This is a genomic window from Burkholderia sp. 572, assembly GCF_040545135.1.
Lineage (GTDB): Bacteria > Pseudomonadota > Gammaproteobacteria > Burkholderiales > Burkholderiaceae > Burkholderia > Burkholderia cepacia.
Genome location: NZ_JBEPLH010000001.1, coordinates 633,719 through 648,557 on the forward strand (window position 1 = coordinate 633,719; position 14,839 = coordinate 648,557).

14 protein-coding genes are annotated in these 14,839 nt (G+C 68.6%); 3 read left to right on the top strand and 11 right to left on the bottom strand.

From position 1 onward, the window contains the following. The first annotated feature begins 36 nt into the window (after window positions 1-36). Together ABIC51_RS02905 and ABIC51_RS02910 are read left to right on the top strand one after the other, a co-directional pair. Window positions 37-2,157 (top strand): penicillin-binding protein 1A, encoded by a 2,121-nt coding sequence (locus tag ABIC51_RS02905; RefSeq protein WP_175898384.1) that lies wholly within the window; start codon window positions 37-39, stop codon window positions 2,155-2,157. 8 nt (window positions 2,158-2,165) lie between these two features. Next, window positions 2,166-2,777, top strand: coding sequence for a trimeric intracellular cation channel family protein (locus tag ABIC51_RS02910; protein WP_027790403.1), 612 nt, complete (start codon window positions 2,166-2,168; stop codon window positions 2,775-2,777). 21 nt (window positions 2,778-2,798) lie between these two features. On the opposite strand, the gene ABIC51_RS02915 is transcribed toward ABIC51_RS02910, so the two are convergent. The 10 genes from ABIC51_RS02915 to ABIC51_RS02960 form a co-directional block, all read right to left on the bottom strand. Further along, a complete protein-coding gene (locus ABIC51_RS02915; protein WP_059496288.1) occupies window positions 2,799-3,182 on the bottom strand; it encodes a VOC family protein in 384 nt (127 codons plus the stop codon). Between the two features lie 109 nt (window positions 3,183-3,291). Further along, window positions 3,292-4,113 (bottom strand): heme ABC transporter ATP-binding protein, encoded by an 822-nt coding sequence (locus ABIC51_RS02920; RefSeq protein WP_119338817.1) that lies wholly within the window; start codon window positions 4,111-4,113, stop codon window positions 3,292-3,294. A 19-nt stretch (window positions 4,114-4,132) separates the two neighbouring features. After that, window positions 4,133-5,221: a FecCD family ABC transporter permease gene (locus ABIC51_RS02925; protein WP_027790406.1), complete on the bottom strand. Its 1,089-nt coding sequence runs from the start codon at window positions 5,219-5,221 to the stop codon at window positions 4,133-4,135. Between the two features lie 15 nt (window positions 5,222-5,236). Next, a complete protein-coding gene (locus tag ABIC51_RS02930) occupies window positions 5,237-6,154 on the bottom strand; it encodes a heme/hemin ABC transporter substrate-binding protein (protein ID WP_027790407.1) in 918 nt (305 codons plus the stop codon). Then, window positions 6,151-7,242 carry a hemin-degrading factor gene (locus ABIC51_RS02935; RefSeq protein WP_027790408.1) on the bottom strand — a complete coding sequence of 364 codons (1,092 nt, stop codon included), beginning with the start codon at window positions 7,240-7,242 and terminating at the stop codon, window positions 6,151-6,153. Before ABIC51_RS02935 ends, ABIC51_RS02930 begins: the two co-directional genes overlap by 4 nt. 49 nt (window positions 7,243-7,291) lie before the next feature. Then, a complete protein-coding gene (locus ABIC51_RS02940; protein WP_175898380.1) occupies window positions 7,292-9,562 on the bottom strand; it encodes a TonB-dependent hemoglobin/transferrin/lactoferrin family receptor in 2,271 nt (756 codons plus the stop codon). A 268-nt stretch (window positions 9,563-9,830) separates the two neighbouring features. After that, window positions 9,831-10,058, bottom strand: a complete 228-nt coding sequence (locus ABIC51_RS02945; RefSeq protein ID WP_060372861.1) for a hypothetical protein — start codon at window positions 10,056-10,058, stop codon at window positions 9,831-9,833. A gap of 187 nt (window positions 10,059-10,245) precedes the next feature. Further along, window positions 10,246-10,629 carry a DUF6232 family protein gene (locus ABIC51_RS02950; protein WP_027790411.1) on the bottom strand — a complete coding sequence of 128 codons (384 nt, stop codon included), beginning with the start codon at window positions 10,627-10,629 and terminating at the stop codon, window positions 10,246-10,248. 124 nt (window positions 10,630-10,753) lie between these two features. Beyond that, window positions 10,754-11,014 carry a DUF2866 domain-containing protein gene (locus tag ABIC51_RS02955; RefSeq protein ID WP_011353838.1) on the bottom strand — a complete coding sequence of 87 codons (261 nt, stop codon included), beginning with the start codon at window positions 11,012-11,014 and terminating at the stop codon, window positions 10,754-10,756. Between the two features lie 207 nt (window positions 11,015-11,221). Then, the gene (locus ABIC51_RS02960) at window positions 11,222-12,379 is read right to left on the bottom strand and encodes a porin (protein ID WP_027790412.1); all 1,158 of its coding nucleotides are present in this window, start codon (window positions 12,377-12,379) and stop codon (window positions 11,222-11,224) included. Between the two features lie 308 nt (window positions 12,380-12,687). Here ABIC51_RS02960 and ABIC51_RS02965 point away from each other — a divergent pair, with 308 nt between their 5' ends. Next, a complete protein-coding gene (locus ABIC51_RS02965) occupies window positions 12,688-13,494 on the top strand; it encodes a MetQ/NlpA family ABC transporter substrate-binding protein (protein WP_027790413.1) in 807 nt (268 codons plus the stop codon). A 150-nt stretch (window positions 13,495-13,644) separates the two neighbouring features. Here the strand turns inward: ABIC51_RS02965 and ABIC51_RS02970 are convergent, their stop codons facing one another. Further along, window positions 13,645-14,760: a succinylglutamate desuccinylase/aspartoacylase family protein gene (locus ABIC51_RS02970; protein ID WP_027790414.1), complete on the bottom strand. Its 1,116-nt coding sequence runs from the start codon at window positions 14,758-14,760 to the stop codon at window positions 13,645-13,647. Window positions 14,761-14,839 lie beyond the last annotated feature (79 nt).

Here is a 14,839-nt window from a genome sequence, read left to right on the forward strand (position 1 = left end):
GCGCCGGCCGTCGCAGCATCGAAGAAGGAGCCCGACATGACCGACCACACCGCATCCCCTCCGCCGCCGTCCGTGCCGCCGCCGCGCCGCCATCGCGCATGGCGCACGCTCGCGGGCGCGCTGCTCGGCCTGACGCTCGCGTGCGCGGGCATCGGCGCATGGACGATCAATCGCATCTGGACGCAGCTGCCGTCCGTCGAGCACCTCGCCGTCTATCGTCCCGCGCTGCCGCTGCGGATCTTCTCGCGCGACGGCGATCTGCTCGCCGAATACGGCGTCGAGCGGCGCGAGTTCGTGCCGCTCGAACGCATCCCGCCGCTGATGCGGCACGCGCTGCTCGCGGCCGAGGACGCGAAGTTCTATCAGCACGGCGCGGTGGATGTCGGCGGCCTCGCGCGCGCGACGTTCGCGAACGTCGTGACGGGGCAGCCGGGGCAGGGCGGGAGCACGATCACGATGCAGGTTGCGCGCAACTTCTACCTGACGCGCGACAAGGTGCTGAGCCGCAAGCTCGCCGAGATCCTGATGGCGGCCAAGCTCGAACGCGAATACAGCAAGGACAAGCTGCTCGAGCTGTACATGAACGAGATCTACCTGGGTGAGCGCGCATACGGTTTCGCGGCGGCGGCGAACGTGTATTTCGGCAAGCCGCTCGACGCGCTGAACGCGGGCGAGGCGGCCGTGCTCGCGGGGCTGCCGAAGGCGCCGTCCGCGTTCAACCCGGTCGTCAATCCGGCGCGCGCGACCGCGCGGCGCAACTACGTGCTCGGGCGGATGCATGCACTCGGCCAGCTCGACGACGCGACTTATCGCGCAGCCGTCGACGCGCCGATCGCGCTGGCGACCACGCCGCCGCCCGGGATCGTCGCCGCGCCGTACGTCGCCGAACGCGCGCGCCGGATGATGGTCGAGCGCTTTCACGACGACGCCTATACGCTCGGCCTCGACGTGACGACGACGATCTCGATGCGCGACCAGCGCGCGGCCGAAGCCGCGCTGCAGCGTACGCTGAGCCGGCAGCCGGGCGCGAAGCGCGATGCGCGCAACGGGCTCGAAGGCGCGCTCGTGTCGCTCGATGCGGCCACCGGCGACATGCTCGCGCTCGTCGGCGGCGCGGATTTCAATCGCAACGTGTTCGACCATGCGCTGCAGGCGTATCGCCAGCCGGGTTCGAGCTTCAAGCCGTTCGTCTATTCGGCCGCGCTGGAGAAGGGCTACTTCCCGGGTGTGCTCGTCGACGATACGCAGCGCACGCTCACCCATGAGGAAACCGGCGCGCGGCCGTGGCGCCCGCGCAATTTCGGCAACCGCTACGAGGGTTTCATCCCGGTGCGGCGCGGGCTCGTGCGCTCGAAGAACCTGGTCGCGGTCAGCCTGATGCAGGCCACCGACGCGCGCTACGTGCAGCAGCATGCGGTGCATTTCGGCTTCGACGCGCAGCGCAATCCGGCGTCGCTGCCGCTCGCGCTCGGCGCGGGCGCGGTGACGCCGCTCGAACTCGCGAGCGCGTACAGCGTGTTCGCGAACGGCGGGACGCGGATGGAGCCGCGCCTGATCCTGTCGGTGAAGCAGCGCCACGGCGGCGCGATGTACGAGGCCACGACGCCGGAAGGCGCGCGCGTCGTGTCGGCGCGTAACGCGTTCTTGATGGACAGCATGCTGCGCGACGTCGTCAAGGCCGGCACCGCGCGCGGCGCGCTCGCGCTGCGCCGCGACGACGCGGCCGGCAAGACGGGCACGTCGAACGGGTCGAAGGATGTGTGGTTCGCCGGCTACTCGTCGGGGGTCGTCGCGGTCGCGTGGCTCGGCTACGACACGCCGCGCCCGATGGGGCGCGCGACCGGCGCGACGCTGGCGCTGCCGGTCTGGCTCGACTACATGAAGACGGCCGTCAACGGACGCACGCCGGTCGATGCGACGCCGCCGCAGGACGTCGCGCTCGTCGACGGCGATTTCGTCTACGCCGAATACACGCGCGGCACGTGCACGGCCGACGTGCCGTCGTACATCCGCAGCCGCTTCGCCTGCGGCGGCGCGGCGGCACAGGACGCCTCCGATGCGCCGGCCGGCAGCGGCAAACCTGACGAGCCGATGCCCGCGGCCGTCGACGCAGCCGAGCGCGAGCGCGTGCTCGACCTGTTCCGTACCGACGACTGACGCGCACCATGCATACGCTTTATCTGATTGCGATCGTCGCGGAAGCGATGTCGGGTGCGCTGATGGGCATGCGGCGCGGGATGGACCGCTTCGGGCTCGCGCTCGTCGGCGCGGTGACGGCGCTCGGCGGCGGCACCGTGCGCGACGTGCTGCTCGGCCACTATCCGCTCGGCTGGATCGCGCATCCCGAATACCTGGTGATCACGCTCGCCGCGGCAACCGTCGCATCGTGGGCCGCCCGGCATGTCGCGCGAATGAAGACGCTGTTCGTCACCGTCGACGCGATCGGCCTCGCTGCGTTCACGATCATCGGCTGCGACATCGGCGCGTCGACCGGCGCCGCGCCGATCATCGTCGTGCTGGCCGGCGCGATCACCGGCGTGTGCGGCGGGATGCTGCGCGACCTGCTGTGCAACGAGATGCCGCTGATCCTGCGCGAGGAACTGTACGCGAGCGTCGCGTTCGTGACGGGTGCGTTGTACGTCGGGATGCAGCATCTCGGCATCGATGCGGGCGCGGCGACCGTGGTCGCGCTGGCGGCCGGTTTCTCGATGCGGATGCTGGCCGTGCGGCTCGGGTGGAAGATGCGGACCTTCGGCGCGGCCGACGTCGGGCATTGACGCGCCGCCGCGCGGCGGCGTTCAGTCCGGCTGCATCACCTGGAAGACATTGCCTTCCGGATCGATGCCGTCGAGCAGCCGGTACGGGAATCCGTCGAAGCGCTTGACGTCGCGCACGGTGACGCCGTCGCGCGCGAGACGGTCGCGATGCGCGTCGATGTCGGCGTCGATCCGGAAGACGAGCTTCACGTTGTTCGTCGCGGGGTTCGCATTCGACGGCGCGGCCGCGTGGCGAAACGCCGGGCCGGCCAGATGCAGTGCGAGTTCGATCGCGCCCGCGTCGAGCACCGCCCATTCACCGTCGATTTCCTCGATGACAGGCAGATCGAAATGGCGTTGATAGAACGCCTTCAGCAGCGTGACGTCCTGGACGTACAGGATGATGCGGGTCATCGGAAGCGGCATGGGAGTCTCCTCGAAGGGGAAGCGCGAATGAGGCTGCTTGAAAGCCGGGCGCGCCGATCGACGGCCGGGAGACAACCGGGAAGCGGTCTCCCCGCACGCGCCCGCGGCGTCATGCCGGGACCATGACCGGCGGCGCACCGTCGCCGGTTTCCACCATCTTCACGGAAAACCCGTAGCACTGCGCGATATGCGCGGGCGTCATCACGTCGCGCGGCGTGCCGTGCGCGACGATCGTGCCGTCGGCGAGCATCGCGATCGTATCCGCGTGCCGCGCGGCGAGGTTCGGATCGTGGACGATCGCGAGCACGCCGAGCCGCCATTCGCGCGCGACCGAGCGCACGGTGTCGAGCAGCCGGTGCTGGTGCGCGAGGTCGAGCGCGGCGGTCGGTTCGTCGAGCAGCAGGTAGCGCGGGCCGCTCTCCGTTGCGTCGTCGTCCGGCCATAGCTGCGCGAGCACGCGCGCGAACTGCACGCGCGCGAGTTCGCCGCCCGACAGCGTCGTGACGTCGCGGCCGACGAGCGCGTCGGCGCCCGCGCGTTCGAGCGCGCGCCACGCGATGTCGCGATCGTGATGCGATGTCGCGCCGCTGCGCCGCGCATGCGGATAACGGCCGAGCAGCACGATTTCGTCGACGCTGAACGGAAAGGCCGGTTGCGCGGCCTGCGGCAGCACCGCGCGCAGGCACGCGAGGCGCGGCGCGTCGATGCGCGCGAGCGGTTCGCCGTTCAGCGTGATGTCGCCGGTCACGCGCACGCCGCTCGGCGCGACGCTGCCGGTCAGTTCGCCGGCGAAGGTCTTCAGCAGCGTGCTCTTGCCTGCGCCGTTGCGGCCGAGCAGCGCGGTCACGCGGCCCGGTTCGATCGACAGCGACAGGTCGCGGAGGATGGCGTTGTGGCGGCGCGCGACGTCGAGATGGTGAGCGGTCAGCATGGTCGTCGTGAAGAAAGGGTTACCCGCCGAGCGCGCCGCGGCTTTTCCACAGCAGCGCGAGAAAGAACGGTGCGCCGAGCAGCGCGGTCAGCACGCCGAGCGGAATTTCGGCCGGCGCCGCGACCGTGCGCGCGGCGAGATCGGCGGCGAGCGTCAGCAACGCGCCGAGCAGCGCGGCGCCGGGCAGCACGACACGCTGGTCGGGGCCGCACGCGAGGCGCACGCAATGCGGCGCGACGAGCCCGATGAAGCCGATGATGCCGGCGCACGATACCAGCGCGCCGACCGCGAGCGCGACCGCGACGAGCACGCGCCGCTTCAGCCGCTGTACCGGCACGCCGAGGTGCAGCGCCTCGGTTTCGCCGAGCTGCAACGCGTTCAGCGCGTCGCGTTCGCGTGCGAGCAGCACGCAGCCGATCGCGACGCACGGCGCGACGGCCGCCAGCGCGGACCATTGCGCGCCGCCGAGGCTGCCGAGGCTCCAGAAGGTCAGTGAACGCAGCTGCGCATCGTCGGCGACGAACGTGAGCAGCCCGATCGCCGCGCCGGCCAGCGCATTGATCGCGATGCCGGCGAGCAGCAGCAGGGGCAACGCGAGCCGGCCGCGCGACGCGGCGAGCCGGTAGACGAGCGCGGCGACCGCGAGCGCGCCCGCGAACGCGGCGACAGGCAACGCGGCGGCACCCACGTGCGCGGCGAACAGCGCGGGGCCGAGCACGATCATCGTGGTCGCGCCGAGTGCCGCGCCGCTCGACACGCCGACGAGCCCCGGATCGGCGAGCGGGTTGCGGAACAGCGCCTGCATCGCGGCGCCGGCCGCGCCGAAGCCGCCGCCGACCAGCAGCGCGAGCGCGACGCGCGGCGCGCGGATGTCGAGCAGTACCGCGCGCGCCTGCTGCGCGGCGGCATCACCGGTCAGCGCGGCCCAGGCTTCCGTGAGCGGAATGCGGTACGCGCCGACGCACAGCGCGACGACGGACATCGCGCACACGAGAACGGCGAGCGCGGCCAGCGCGAACGGCGCGAAGCGGCGCGACATGCCCATGCGCGCGGCGCCGGAGCGCGACGCGGGCGACGGTGCGGGGAAGGGCGAAGCGTGAGCGGGCATCGGGGCGATCCGGAATCAGGCGAGCGCATCCGACAGCCGTCGGTGCAGGGTCGTGACGGCGAGCGGCAGGCGTGGGCCGAAGCCGAGAAGGAACAGGGCATCCAGCGATACGACGCGTTGCGCGCGGCCGGCCGGCGTCGCGCCGAAGCCGGGCGTGGCGAGCAGCGCCGTGCGCCCGCCGACTGCCGCGAGCCCTTCGTCGGAAATCAGTACGACGTCGGGCGCAGCGGCCGCGAGCGCTTCAGTCGTCAGCGGCTTGTAGTGATCGAAACCCTGCATCGCGTTGCGTGCGCCCGCGTAGCGGATCATTGCGTCGGCGGCCGTGCGCTGGCCGGCGACGAGCGCCTGGTTGCCGGTATGGTTCAGCACGAACAGCACGCGCGGCGGCTGCGCGCCGCCGGGCGCGCGGGCAGCGACCGCGTCGCGCGCGGCCTGCCAGTCGCGGTCGAAACGTTGCAGCAGCGCGGCGCCCGCGTCGCGCACGTCGAGCGCCAGCGCGACACCCGTGATCTTCGCGCGGACCGATTCGACGTCGTGGCGTTCATCGAAGGTCGTCACCGCGACGCCGGCGCCTTTCACCTGCGCGATCGCGGTGGGCGGGCCGGCTTCCGCCGACGCGAGCACGAGATCGGGCCGCAGCGACAGCAGCCCCTCGGCCGACAGCGCGCGCTGGTAGCCGACTTTCGGCAAACGCTTCGCGGCATCGGGATACGTGCAGGTCGTGTCGGCGCCGACGAGCCGGTAGCGCGGCGTCTCGGCGCCGCCGAGCGCGAACGCGGTTTCCGCGAGTGCGCCGCCGATCACGACCACGCGCTTCGGCGCAGCCGGTGCGGCCTGGGCGAGCACGCTGCCGGGCAGCGCGCCGGCGAGCGCGCCGGCCGCCGCGCCCGCCAGCATGACGCGGCGGCGCGGATCGAACGGTCGCGCGCTCACCGCGCGCCTCCGCGTGCCGCGGCCGGCAGCGTCGCGACGAGCGCGCGCCAGTCGTCGCGTTCGACCTTGCCGGGCTTGCGCTCGCCGAACAGCAGCGCGACGTGGTCGCCCTGCCGGTCGAACAGCTCGAGCGACGTGACGATTCCGTCGCTCGTCGGCTTCTTCACGACCCACGCGGCGGCGATCAGGTCCTCGCGCACGTGCAGGTTGAAGCCCGGGTCGAGCACGTTGATCCACGCGCCGACCTCGCGCACGTTCGCGACCGGGCCCGTATGAATCTGGATCATCCCCGCGTTGCCGACGAACACCATGATCGGCTGGCCGCTTTGGGCGGCCTGTTCGAGCACATGGCGCAGCGCATGCGCGGTTTCGACCGGATACGCGTATTGCGGATCGGCGAGGCGCAGCGCCTGCATGCGGCTCACGCCGAAGCGCTGCGTGATGCCGAAGAACTGGTGCGTGTCGGTCATCGCGTCCCACGCGGCGCGAAAACCCGCGACGTCGATCTCGGTGTCGGCGCGCTCGGGCGTTTTCGGCGCGGCGGCCGCGACTTCGAGTCCCGGCTCCTGCGACGGCGCGCGCCAGCGCTCGACGAACGCGTCGTACGCGGCGTGGTCGCTGTGCGCGCGCAGGTAGACCTTGTGAATCGCATGCCCCTGCGCGTCGAAGAACTGCAGGCTCTTCAGCGGGCCGTGCGCGGTCTCGTCGCGCACCGCGAACGCCGACACCCAGTGACGATAGAAGATGCGCAGGTCGATATCGCCGAGCGCGAGGCCGACAGGCCCGTCATGGCTCATCTGCGCATATTCGCCGTCCTTCTCGTGGACGGCCGTGTCGTTGCGCGTGAGCGCCATCACGCGGCCGAGGCGCGGCATTTCCTCGAACATCGCCGGAAAGCGCGCGTCGAGCCGCACGACGTGCTCGCCGACGAACGCGGCGAGCGCCTCGCCTTCGCTGACGCCGAGCGCCTGCGCGACGTCGCGGTTGCGCAGCTGGCGCTCGGTCTTGAGCTTGATGAACGCGTCGCGCAGCGCGGCGGCCGCGCGGGCCGGCGTGGCCGGTTGACCGGGAAGGGCGGATTGCATCATGTCGGACTCCTTCAAGTAACGGTTGGGGTGGCAGCGCGGGCGGCGCGCATCAGAAATCCACTTTCATGCTGACGGCGACCGTGCGTCCGGACGACGTATACGCATCGAGCACCTGCGAATCGGCTGCGATGCCGCGCACGTCCGACCAGTTCCAGTATTTGCGGTCGAACAGGTTGCGGATGCCGATCGTCGCGCTCACGTGCTTGTTGAAGCGGTAGCCGCCGCGCAGGTCGACGACGAACGACGACGGCGGCGAGAAGCACGTCTTGTTCGAACAGTCGGACTTGTCGATGTCCTTGTCGCGTTTCGCGGCCTGGAACAGCAGGTCGGTCTGCACGAACCAGCGTTCGGTCGGCTCGTAGCGCACGCCGAACACGGCGGAGAACGGGTTGACGGTGTTGAGCGGCTGGCTCGCCGCGCCGTCGTTCTGCGTCGAGCCCTTCGTGAACGCCATCGCCGTCTTCAGCGTGATGCCGTTCGGCATCACCCATTCGGCGCGGCCTTCGAGGCCGTGGATACGCGCGTCGGCGAAGTTCACGTACTGGAACACGAACGGGTCGGCCGGCCGGCCGCTGCCCGCGATCGTCGTGCGCGAGATGAAGTTGCGGTAGCGGCCCGTGAACGCGGCCGCGCTGTAGCGCACGACGCCGTAGCCGGTGCCGGCCTTGCCGCGCAGCCCGGCTTCGAAGGTATCGCTCGTCTCGGGCTTCAGGTTCGGATTGCCGATCGACGTATAGCCGTACACCGGGTTCGAGAAACTGCTGTTCACCTGGTCGGGCGTCGGTGCGCGGAAGCCGTGCGCGTACTGCACGTACGGAATGACCGCGGGTGTGATCTCGTAGAGCACGGCGACGCGCGGCGACAGTTCGTTCGCGCTGGTCGACACGGCCTTGCCGGTGAACAGCGGATCGTTTTCGGTCGGGCTCAGCCGGTACGTGTCGAAGCGCAGGCCCGGCGTGACGAGCAGGCGGCCGTAGCCGATCTGGTCCTGCAGGAACGCGCCGAACAGCGTGTAGTCGGTGTCGGGGAACGCCTTGTTCGGGAACGCTTCGCCGACGCCCGGCACCGTGCCGTCGCGCAGGTTCGTCACGCGCGACACGCTGCCGTCGACGCCGTACAGCAGCTTGTGCGCGAACGGCCCGGTCGCGAAGCCGCTTTCGGCGAACGCCGAGCCGCCGAACGTGCGTTCCTTGTACTGGTTGTCGCGCGAACGCGATTTCAGCGGCGCGCCGCGCGTCTCGAACGCGTACTGGTCCTGCTTCGCGTCCTGGTAGTAGAACTGCACGTGCGCGGTCTGGAACCAGCGGAACGCATCGTCGCGGAAATCGTAGTCGACGCTGAAGCGGTTGCGCTCGAGCCGGTCGTTCGTCGTGAGGCCGAGCGTGTTCGGCGGATTGATCGCGGACAGCACGTCGGTGCTCACGCGCCGCTGCACCGTTTCGGCGGTGAGCTTGAACGTGTCGCGCGTGGTCGGCGTCAGTACGAGCTTGCCGAGCAGCGATTCCGAATAGACGTCCTGCGGGTTCGACGTGGTGCGCAGCGTGCTCGCCGAGTTGTTGCTGCCGCGCGTGTCGACCTCGTGGCCGCGCCGCCCGTCGGCGATGATCATTCCCTGGACGCGTTCGTTGCCGCCCGCGGCCGATACGGTCGCGCCGATGCTGCGGTCGGCCGAGTCGTAGCTGGGCCGGAACGAGAAGTAGTAGGGCTTGTTGTAGAGCGACAGCAGGTCGCGCGGATCCTTCGTGATGAAGTTCACTGCGCCGGTCAGGCCGTCGCTGCCGTAGAGCGCCGACGCCGGCCCGCGCAGGATCTCGATGCGCTTGAGCGTGTCGAGATCGGCGTAGTCGCCGCGCCCCGCTTCGAGCGGGCCGAATGAAAACGCGTTCGGCAGGCGGATGCCGTCTTCCATCAGCAGCACGCGATTGCCTTCGAGGCCACGGATGTTGATGCTCGAATCGCCGTCGCGGCCGCCGCCGAGCGCGGCGCTGCCGGGCCGGTACGCGGTGCGGCGCACCGTGATGCCCGGCTCGTAGCGCAGTGCATCCTTGATGTTGGTGGCCTGCTGTTCTTCCAGATCCTCGTCGGTGATCACCGAGACGGACGCAGCCGTGCGGCTCGTGGCCGTTGCGGTGCGGTTGGCCGTGACGGTGACGGGATCGAGCAGCGCCGCATCGCCGCGCGTGGACGCGGCAACGAGCAGGGTGGAAGGCGGGGTGGCGCCTTGCGGCGACGAATCGGCGTGAGCCGGGGCGGCGGACAGGCCGAACGCGCCGAACAGCGCGGCACAGATCGGCCGCCGCGCCAGCGTATAGCAATGCACAGGTGGTCTCCCATTGACGAAAACAAGCCCGAAGGCTGGCTGGGTGACGCGTTCACCTGGCTGGCCCGCCCGCGCACGGAATGCGGCGAGCGGCGAATTGAAAGGCAACTGACAATTTTGCCAGTGTAAATGAGAATTATTATCAATACAAGAACGAAAAGCGGCGCGCGTGGGTGAGCGCTCACCTGCGCGGCTCGGGCGAGCTGCGTCGAAAAATTCGGAAGAAACGCGGGCCGTGGAGCAAGCCCGCCACGAGCGTGAACAGGCTCTAGGCGAGTGCTTCGATGCGGATCAGCAGGTTGCGCGCATGCGTGATGAACGCATCGTGCGTCGCGCGATCGCCGTGGCCTTCGAGGCCGGCCTGCTCGGCGAACGCGATCTGCTCGGTGTAGAGGTCGACGAGCACACGGCGTGCGTCAGGGGGCAGCGCGCGGACCATCGACACGATCAGCAGTTCCTGCGCGCGAAGCGTGCCGGACAGCGTCTGGACGTTCATGCTGGCCTCCTCGGACGATGCGGCGACGAGCCGCTCTTTCCATACTAGGCGGTCGGCGTACGCAGCGCAGGCGAGGCGTTGGCGGAATGCGATTCGACGGGGCAATCGAGGGCGCCGTTGCGCGACGCGAAACGCGCCGCGCGCGGCCGGGCACCACGGATTGAAGCGTGCAGGGATGTGAACGGAATCAGCCGGCCGTCGTTGCGGCCTGCGCATCGCGCACGACCTGCGCAACGCGTTCGACGAACTCGACGTCGACGCTCGACAGCGCTTCGCGGTTGCCGTCGGGCATCTCGACCATCAGGCGATACGTGACGTCCTGCGTGGTCCACGCGAGATAGCCGACGACGGCGAGCATCACGCCGACGACGAGCGCGGCGCTCGATCCGGCGATGCCGCCCGCGACGGCGGCGGCCGCGCCGATCAGCGAGATCAGCGACGGCACGAGGCGGTTTTTCGGAATCTTGACGACATCGACGTGGCGGATGTCACGCAGCGCGAATACCTGCCCGGCGGCCGACAGGCCGTTGCGCGTGATCATCACGCCGCGTTCGTTGAATGCGTTTTCCATCGTGTGTTGCGTGGACGAAAACGCGCAGCGTAGCAGGTTTCGTTGCTGCATCAAACGAGACCGACTGCCGCACGATGCGTGCGGCGCGCTCGAAAGACAGGCAGCGGGTGGAACGGGACGGCGTTCAGAACTGCAGCCGGCCGTCGCCGTAAAGCCGGCCCGGCACGTGCGACGCGACAACCTCGGCGATTTCTTCGTCGGTCGATTCGGCCGGCACGATCTGGCGCCGCGCGGGTGCGTCGAGATGCATCGTCCATTCGACGAGACGATACGGCCGCCCCCACGGGCGCTGCATTTCGACCGATACGCGGCAGCTCTGGACCGGCATCGAGTGTTGGCACGTCAGAATCGCGTGCAGATGGCTGAAAACGGTATCTTCGATCATCATGGCCTCCGATCCTGTCTTGTGGGCAATCGATGGCGGCGCCGTCGGCGGTTCAAAAAAAAAGCCGCCGATGTTCAGGCGGCCAACAGGGGGGGTGAGAGCATCCTCTCAGCCCAGAATTAAGCGAAACTTAAAAGCCCATAAAAAAGCGCCCCGCGTGGAGCGGGGCGCTTCTTGCCGTCGTGATCCGCGAGTTAAGCGGATGCTTTAGAACTTGTGACGGATACCGATACGAGCGGCGATCTGGTTCTTCGAACCCGTGCCCGACGTGTTGAAGTAGCTCGTGCTCGAGCCGATCTGCGCTTGCACGCCCTTGCCCGATGCCTGCTGGTACACGACCAGGCCGTACACGTCCGTACGCTTGCTGAGTGCGTAGTCGGCGATACCGTTGACCTGATTCCAGTGCCACGAGTTGCCGTTCTGCGTCGCGTTCGTGTACGTGTAGCCCAGGCCGCCCGACAGGGCCGGCGTGAACGCGTACTTCGCGCCTGCTTCATACGCGTTGTAGAACGTGCCGCCCGCGCCCGAGACGGTCGAGAACTGCGTACGCGTCCACAGCAGCCATGCCGTTGCCGGGCCCCAGACGTAGCGGCCGCCCACACCGTAGGTGCGCAGGTCGCGGACGTTGCCCGTGCTCAGGTTCGCGATCGACGTCGAGAAGGCCGGCGTCGACTGGCTCGGGAAGCGGATGTCCGTGTAGGCTGCGCCGACCGACAGCGGGCCGTTCGCGTAGTTCAGGCCGAAGCTGTATGCGCGCGACGAGCCTGCCGTCGTCGTCGTGCCCGACGTCGTTGCCGGTGCGCCGGCGAAGTCCGTCGAGTTCGAGAAGCCGTACAACGCGCCGAACGTGAAGCCCGAGTAGTTCGCGCTCTGGAACTTCACGGCGTTGTTGATGCGGCTCGACGTGAGCTGGTCGATGTCGTTCACGTGGTACGCGTAGTTGCCCGCGACCGTGTTGCCGCCCGTCGAGTAGTTCGAGCCGAGGATGTCGGTCGAGAACGAGTACTGGCGGCCGAACGTGACCGTGCCGTATTGCGACTGGCTCAGGCCGACGTAAGCCTGGCGGCCGAAGATCGCGCCGCCCTGGCCGATCGTGCCGTTACCGCTGTTGAAGCCGTTTTCGAGCACGAAGATCGCCTTCAGGCCGCCACCGAGGTCTTCGGTGCCGCGCAGGCCCCAACGGCTGCCTTGGGCAACGCCGTCGTCATACTTGAACAGCTTGCCCGAGCCGCCGTTGGCGGTCTTGCTGTGGTTCACGTAGCTGATACCGGCATCGATGACGCCGTACAGCGTCACGCTGCTTTGTGCGTGCGCCGTGCCGGCCGTTGCTGCCAGGACGGCGATGGTCAACAGTTTCTTGTTCAAAGGATTCTCCGAGCGAATAAATGGCGTGTCCAGTTGCGGTTCCGGCGCTCTCTGTGGGCGCTTTCACGGACCGGCGGCAACTTTATCGAGGGGCCACGTAATGAATATGACAGCGACTGTCATATGAAGAATGTGTGGCGCCGATGCGACATTGAATTCTGCCCGGTTGCGCTGCCCGGGGTTATACCGAATTCGGCTGAGAATCGATCCGGCCCCGGAATATGCACATGAAATAAGCTTGGTTGGTGGCGTTCCGGCCCCGTGCCACGATCCGTCTTCCAACAAACGACACGGGACAAGAGGACACCATGCGACGTTCATTCCTGACCGGCCTCGGCGCGCTCGCAGCCGCACTGGCATTCGCGGCGCCCGGCGCGCACGCCGACTCGCAAACGCTGAAGATCGGCACGATGAGCGGCCCCGACGCGCAGATCTGGACCGAGGTGACGAAGGTCGCCGCACGCGAAGGCCTCGCGATCAAGGTCATCGAATTCAACGACTACGTGCAGCCGAACGCGGCGCTCGATGCCGGCGACCTGGACGCGAACGGCTTCCAGCACCAGCCGTTCCTCGACAGCCAGATCAAGCAGCGCGGCTACAAGATCGTCAACGTCGGGCTCACCTACACGGCGCCCATGGGTTTCTATTCGAAGAAGATCAAGTCGCTGAAGGATTTGCCGGTGGGCGCGAAGGTCGGGATCCAGAACGATCCGTCGAACGGCAACCGCGCGCTGCTGCTGCTGCAGAAATACGGCGTGATCAAGCTGAAGCCGGGCGTCGGCACCAACGGCGTGAACGCGACGCCGCTCGACGTTGCCGAGAACCCGAAGAAGATCAAGATCGTCGAACTCGACTCCGCCCAGCTGCCGCGCGCGCTGCCCGATCTCGACGCCGCGTCGATCAACACCGACTACGCGGTGAAGGCCGGGCTCACGCCGGTGAAGGATGCGATCGCGATCGAGGACCTGCGCGGGCCGTACGCGAACCTGATCGCCGTGCGCGCGCAGGACAAGGACAAGCCGTGGGTGAAGAAACTCGTCGCGGCCTATGAATCGGCCGACGTGCGCAAGTTCATCGACCAGAAGTTCGGCGGCGCGATCGTGCCGGCGTTCTGAACGCCCACGCGTGCCTTCGCCCGGCCGGATGGATCGCCGGGCATTCCGGAAAGCAAATCGCCCGCGCAAGCGGGCGATTTCGTTGGTGCGCGCGGGTGAGCGCCGGGAGATGCCCGATACGCGCCGTGACCCGGCGCGCGGGCCGGCCGCTCAGGCCGACAGCAGCGAACCCGTGCGGATCGCGGTCGCGCCCGCGATGCGCGCGACTTCCATGCCGGCCGTCGCGAAGCGCACGATCTGGCGTGCGTACAGCACGCCCGACACGCTGCTCTTCAGCGTGACGACACGATCGGTCAGCGGATCGACGATGTCGGCCACGGCCTGGCCGGCCTCGATCATCACGCCGACCGGCGTGCGGAACACGATCACGCCCGACACGGGCGCGACGAGCGGATCGGTGCCCGCGAGCGGCGTGGCCGGATGCGCGAGCGGCGGCAGCGGCGCCGGCGTGCCTTCGACGACACCGCGCTCGGTCAGGTATTCGACGATCGCCTGCGCGTCCTTTTCGGCGAACTCGTACGACACGTCGCGTTCGCTGCGCAGTTCGACCGTGACGGAAATCGCGCCGTTCGGGATCGGGAAGCGGTCGCCGAAACGGCTGCGCAGATCCGACCAGCAGAAGCTGTGGATTTCATCGAACGGATTGCCGACCGAATTCAGCGCGAGCAGCGACGCCTGCGCGTCGAGATAGCGCGCCAGCGGCTCGACGTCGGTCCACAGATCGGGATTCGTGTAGAGGTGCATCACCGCATCGCTGTCGCAGTGCAGGTCGAGCACGATATCGGCGTCGAACGACAGCTTCTGCAGCGCGAGGCGCTGCGAATCGAGCTCGGTGCGCGGCTTCTGCTCGTCGAGCGCTTCGCGCATCGCGGCGCGCACGGCGACGAGGTTGTGCTGCGCATCGTGCGTGAGGCGGTGTTCGACGCGCGGCAGCACGAGCGCCGCGAGATCGTAGAAATTGCGGTTGAAGTTCTGCATCGAGCCGAGCTCGAAGCGGCCGAGGTGATCGCCGAACACGTGCTGCGACAGGCCGATCGGGTTCGGTACGGGCACGATGACGACTTCGCCGCGCAGCTTGCCGGCCGTTTCGAGCGCGGCGATCTTGCGGCGCAGCAGCGTGGCGACCAGCATGCCGGGCAGTTCGTCCGCGTGCAGCGACGACTGGATGTAGACCTTCTTGCCGCCGCGCGGGCCGTAGTGAAAGCTCGTGATCTGGCGTTCGGTACCGACGGCGGGGGAAATCAGCGGATGGGTCTGCGTTTGCATGATGGGGGAGTGCGGCGCAGCCGCGAATGATCCGGTGTGCGTGGAAGATCGATTGTACGTTGCCTTCCTCGCCCCCATC

Coding starts and splice junctions, on each gene's coding strand:
- ABIC51_RS02905 (WP_175898384.1), top strand. CDS start 37: ATGACCGACCACACCGCATCCCCTCCGCCGCCGTCCGTGCCGCCGCCG.
- ABIC51_RS02935 (WP_027790408.1), bottom strand. CDS start 7,242: ATGATGCAATCCGCCCTTCCCGGTCAACCGGCCACGCCGGCCCGCGCG.
- ABIC51_RS02950 (WP_027790411.1), bottom strand. CDS start 10,629: ATGGAAAACGCATTCAACGAACGCGGCGTGATGATCACGCGCAACGGC.
- ABIC51_RS02925 (WP_027790406.1), bottom strand. CDS start 5,221: ATGCCCGCTCACGCTTCGCCCTTCCCCGCACCGTCGCCCGCGTCGCGC.
- ABIC51_RS02955 (WP_011353838.1), bottom strand. CDS start 11,014: ATGATCGAAGATACCGTTTTCAGCCATCTGCACGCGATTCTGACGTGC.
- ABIC51_RS02970 (WP_027790414.1), bottom strand. CDS start 14,760: ATGCAAACGCAGACCCATCCGCTGATTTCCCCCGCCGTCGGTACCGAA.
- ABIC51_RS02910 (WP_027790403.1), top strand. CDS start 2,166: ATGCATACGCTTTATCTGATTGCGATCGTCGCGGAAGCGATGTCGGGT.
- ABIC51_RS02945 (WP_060372861.1), bottom strand. CDS start 10,058: ATGAACGTCCAGACGCTGTCCGGCACGCTTCGCGCGCAGGAACTGCTG.
- ABIC51_RS02920 (WP_119338817.1), bottom strand. CDS start 4,113: ATGCTGACCGCTCACCATCTCGACGTCGCGCGCCGCCACAACGCCATC.
- ABIC51_RS02915 (WP_059496288.1), bottom strand. CDS start 3,182: ATGCCGCTTCCGATGACCCGCATCATCCTGTACGTCCAGGACGTCACG.
- ABIC51_RS02965 (WP_027790413.1), top strand. CDS start 12,688: ATGCGACGTTCATTCCTGACCGGCCTCGGCGCGCTCGCAGCCGCACTG.